Raw genomic sequence first — 4,622 nt, 5'->3', positions numbered from 1 at the left:
CGCACCCCGCACCCCGCACCCCGCACCCCGCACCCCGCACCGACATGATGCCCCCGCAACTCGCGAACCACCCTCACATGTCACACCCCCATGCGACCGTGGTCCTTTTCGGTTGGTCGGAAGGCGGATGCGGGTGGGAAGGGGCACGCCCTACGCGCCCAGCGCGACCGCGCCGCGCGCGGCGCGGCAGCCCGCCAGGGCCCGCCGCCAAGGCGGCCACCCGCCAGCGCCCGCGCGCAAACCGAGACCGCCCCGCCCCGACTCCTGATTCGGCCTAATTCGGCGCGACCGCCACCGTTCCGGTCTCCGCGCGCGGGTCCGCCGCACCCTCCGCGTGCCCGCCCTCGCCGACCTCGATCAAGTGCGCGTGTCCGAAACCGCTCCCGGCCTCCGCGTCCCGCACCGCGAACCCGCGCGACCGCAGCCCCTCGGCCCACGCCTCCGGCCGGCCCGCCTCGAGCTCTACGTCGATCTCGTGCTCGCCGGTCCACGTCCCGAACCCGGTCTCGCCCGGGTGCAGCCGCCACCGCGCCGCGCCCACCGCCGCCTCGACCGACTCGCCGCCGTGCAGGACCCGCGCGATCAGCTGCGCCACGATCTGCGGCTGCGAATCGCCGCCCATCGACCCGGCCACCAGCCGCAGCGACCCGTCCGGCCGCGTCACCAGCGCCGGCACCAGCGTGTGCGGCGGCCGCTTCCCCGGCCCGAACTCCGCCGGGTGCCCCGCCTCCAGGTTGAATCCGGTCCCCCGGTTCTGCAGCCCGATCCCCGTGCGCGGCTCGAACAGCCACGTTCCGAACCCCGCCGCGTTCGACTGGATGTACGACACGCCCATGCCGTTCCCGTCAAGCACCGCCATATAGGTCGTCCCGCCCGCCGACTGCCGCACCGGCACCTCGGCCTTCCGGTCCGCGCTGATCCGCGCCGCCCGCTCCCCCACGGCCGCAAGCAGATCCGTGACGTCAGCACCTTCGAACAACCGCGCCGGCCGGTCGTACCCGGCCTGCCGCGAAGCCTCCACCAGGTAATGCGCCCACAGCGGGTCCGCCGCGTCCGCCGGGAGCTCCAGCCGGTCCGCGATCGCCAGCGCGAGCAGCAGCAGGTACCCTTGCGAGTTCGGCGCCGCCGCCCACACCCGGTGCCCGAACACGTCAACGCTCAACGGCGTCTCCCAATCCACTTGGGACGCAGCGAGATCCGCCGCAGTGAACAGCCCCTTGCCCAGCTCGATCAGCCCTTGCCCGAAGTCGCCCAGGTAGAACCCGTCCCGGCCGTCCTCGGCGGCCGCGCGCAGCGCCCCGGCGGTCCGTTCGCGCCGCACCGTCGCCCCCGCCTCCAGCCCCACCAAATCCTCCGCGCCGTCGACGCCCGCGAGCGTCTGCCCGGCCTTCGCGAGCATCGCCGTCGCGGGCCACCCGCCCGACGCGAGCGCGATCGCGGGCGCCAGCAACTCGGCCATCGGCCGCGTCCCGTACCGCTCATGCAGTGCGAACCAGCCGTCGACGCACCCGGGCACGGTCGTCGACCGCACATCGTTCCGGAACGGCATCGCCGCGTGCCCCTCGGCCCGCAGCCCCGCCGGGTCCGCGCCGGAACCGGCCCGGCCCGACGCGTTCAGGGATGCCGGCACCGGCTCGCCCGGCACGTGGACCAGTGCGAACAGGTCGCCGCCGAGCCCGCACAGGTGCGGGGCGACGACGGTCAGGGCCGCACCCGCCGCGATCGCGGCGTCCACGGCGTTCCCGCCGCCCGCGAGCACCTCGCGCCCGATACCGCTCACGAGCGGATCGACCGAACACACCACACCCTGATCGACCACGACGGCCTCCTTCTGCGCAACCGGCGGGCCAAGCGAAGGCCCGCCCGGGGGGATCGACGCGCACCGAACCGCAGGTCCGCGCGCACGCCCCGAAGCCTACCTTGCCGGTCGGCAAGTAGAAGGCGCCCGATCAGACGTCCGGGTCGGCCCCGAACACCCGCCGACCGGAAATCCGCGCCGCCCGCCAGTACCACTCCGCGTACCCGCCGATGATCAACGCAAGCATCCCCAAATGCTGCAACGCGTTCAACTCGCCCCACAACACCAAGCCCATCGCGCCGAGCACCAGCAGCGTCCTCGCCAGCGTCCCCGCGAAATGCCCGCGCCTCCCCCTGCCGACCAGGTCGCGGCGGCACACCGCCGGCAGCGCCCGCAGCGACAAACCCCAGCACACGCAGTAGACCAGCGCCAAAACGCCCGCAACCATCCCGGACACCGGCCACGGCGTCGGGAAGATCCAGTCGAACACGTTGAGCACCAACGCACCCCGCAGCACCCACTCGTACCAGCGCCACGACCACCGCCGCAGTACGACCTCGTACAGCTGCCCCTCGCCGTCCTCCGCGGCCCCGCCTTCGACTCCGTCCTCGGCACCCCCCGCCTCGGCGGCTCTAGCGGTCTCCCAAGCGACCCGCACCCCCGCGCTCAACCGGCCCCGGGTCTGCAGGATCTCCGCGAGGTCGTCCCGCACCGCGGCATCGTCCGGGTCGAGCTCGAGCGCCCGCGCGTAATGCGCATGGGCGCGCTTGTGCCGCAAGTGATGGTCGTAGATCCGCCCCGCGGTGTGCTGCACCCACGCGTCGTCCGGCGCCCGCTCGATCGCCTGCTCCACCAGCTCCCGCGTCTTCGCGAACTCCTGATCGACATAGTGGAACCAGGCCAGCTGCATGTAGTACCGGCCATTGTCCGGGGTCAGTTCGACCGCCCGCCACAACGACTGGGACGCCTCGTCCGCGCGGCCCAGCTCGAACAGGATGTTCGCCCGCAGCCAATGCGCGTCCGCGTTGTCGGGCTCCTCCTCGACCGCCCGCACCGCCCACTCGAGCGCGTCCTCCCGGCGTTCGCTCAAATGCAGGCACCAAGCCAGCAGCAGTTGGGAAACCGACGCCGGACCGTACTTCCCGATGCCCTGCTCCAGGACCTCGGCGGCCTCACCGTACTGATCGCTGTCGATCAGTTGGCGCGCCCGCCCCTCCACGGCCCCGGAGATGAACCCCGGCCAGGTCTTGTTCACCGCCTGCAGGACCCGCCCGCGCGCACGCTGCGACGGAAACTCGGCGGGTTCGACGGCATCACTCATACCGACTCCAGATCGCTCGGGGCACTTCCACAGGACTCGAACCGCGTGCCGGTGCTCACGACAGGTGCTTTTGTCTCCCGACGCCCTTAGCATAGAGGTGGACCGCGTCCACCTGTACGGCCAAGTCTTGTACCGTGGAGTGACTGCGGTGGGGACGAGAGGAAAGATCGGAACTGGTCATGGAAGAGCCGACACAGCCAGCTGACTCAGCCGGGCCGATCTCGTCGACGGTGCACCGCTGGCGGCGCCTCGCGGTCCGGCACGACCTCGAGTGGAGCGAACTCCTGCTGATCGCGTTGAACCTGTACGGGTTGCGCGGCAACAACACCGAGGGCATGCGCCTCCGGCTGAACTCCGAAGACGAAGAGTTCATGCTGGTCCTGCCCGCCGACCGCGCCACATCGCCGTTCAGTCTCCGCGCCCACGTCGACCCCTCGTCGCCGCAGCACGGCCTGAGCGAGCTCTGCGTCGACGGCACCCCGGTCGCCGAAATCATCGAAGCCGAACCCGGCGAAGAGGTCCGCGGCTACCTGCGCGCCGACGGCACCGCCGCGACCCTGCTCCTGCAGACCGACGCGGCATCACCCGAACTGGTGAAGTGCTACCGCGACCTGTTGCAGGCCTTGGCCTCCGACCTCGCCGACGACGGCGAGCCGCACCTCTTCGACGAGGTCACGCTCTCCGCCGGCGGCGTCCACGACGAAGCCCTCGTGGTCGAGCACCTCGTCGCGGTCCGCGAAGCGATGACCGCCGAAGGCCTCCCCGAGACCACGACGCTCGGCGTCCTCACCCCGGCCCTCCACAGCCAGACCGCCTTCGCGGAACTGGCGGCGAAGGTCGGGCCGGTCCTGCTCTTCCTCACCACCGAGACCTTCGAGGACGACAGCCCCGCCGCCGAAGCCGAACCGAGTGTCCCCGAGGACGCGGCAGCAGCCGACCCCCTGGTCCCGGCCACGAGCCACCAGTCGGAACGGCTCTCCGAGATCCTCGCCGCGGCCCGCGAAGCCGGCCACCGGACCTCCTTCACGTACACCGTCGGCAGCGAACCGCTCGACGAGATGCGCGCCTGGCTCCTGCCGCTCGCCGAGCAGACCACCATGTGGCCCTCGCTCACCATCCTCCCGGCCGAAACGCCCGTGGACGACTCGCAGCACGTGGCCGCGCCCGACGAACGCCTCGACTTCTTCCTCGAAGCCCGGCGCCTCCTCGAGCAGATCTTCGCCCCGACCCAGCTCCGCCCGCAACCGTGGCGCTGCTACCGAGGCCTCTGGTACCGCCAGCACGCCGGCGAACTCCTCGAAGGCCCATACGTCTAGAGCGAACAAGAAAGGGCCGCAACCCAGTGGGTTGCGGCCCATTCTAGCTGCGGCAAAACAATTCCGCGCATACGAAAAGGCCCCCACCGTCAGGTGGGGGCCTTTCCTATAAGTAAATGTTTGGCGGTGTCCTGCTCTCCCACACCCTCTCGAGTGCAGTACCATCGGCGCTGGAAGCCGTAACGAC

Annotated in this window: 3 protein-coding genes; 1 reads left to right on the top strand and 2 read right to left on the bottom strand. The window is 71.4% G+C overall.

Annotated features, from left to right (window positions below; translation table 11 throughout):
* Positions 1-274 precede the first annotated feature (274 nt).
* Positions 275-1,780 carry a gamma-glutamyltransferase gene (locus AB0K52_RS25595; protein WP_363537356.1) on the bottom strand — a complete coding sequence of 502 codons (1,506 nt, stop codon included), beginning with the start codon at positions 1,778-1,780 and terminating at the stop codon, positions 275-277.
* 169 nt (positions 1,781-1,949) lie between these two features.
* The gene (locus tag AB0K52_RS25590) at positions 1,950-3,119 is read right to left on the bottom strand and encodes a tetratricopeptide repeat protein (protein WP_363537353.1); all 1,170 of its coding nucleotides are present in this window, start codon (positions 3,117-3,119) and stop codon (positions 1,950-1,952) included.
* A gap of 179 nt (positions 3,120-3,298) precedes the next feature.
* On the opposite strand from AB0K52_RS25590, the gene AB0K52_RS25585 reads away from it, so the two are divergent.
* A complete protein-coding gene (locus AB0K52_RS25585) occupies positions 3,299-4,435 on the top strand; it encodes a hypothetical protein (RefSeq protein WP_363537350.1) in 1,137 nt (378 codons plus the stop codon).
* The last annotated feature ends 187 nt before the right edge of the window (positions 4,436-4,622 follow it).

Origin of the sequence: Glycomyces sp. NPDC049804 (assembly GCF_040674615.1) — a bacterium.
Classification (GTDB): Bacteria; Actinomycetota; Actinomycetes; order Mycobacteriales; family Micromonosporaceae; genus Glycomyces; species Glycomyces niveus.
This window is presented reverse-complemented; position numbering and strand designations above follow the sequence as displayed.

What these genes read in the sequence shown, in the direction of transcription:
- AB0K52_RS25590 (WP_363537353.1), bottom strand. Translation starts at nt 3,119, where the DNA reads ATGAGTGATGCCGTCGAACCCGCCGAGTTTCCGTCGCAGCGTGCGCGC.
- AB0K52_RS25585 (WP_363537350.1), top strand. Translation starts at nt 3,299, where the DNA reads ATGGAAGAGCCGACACAGCCAGCTGACTCAGCCGGGCCGATCTCGTCG.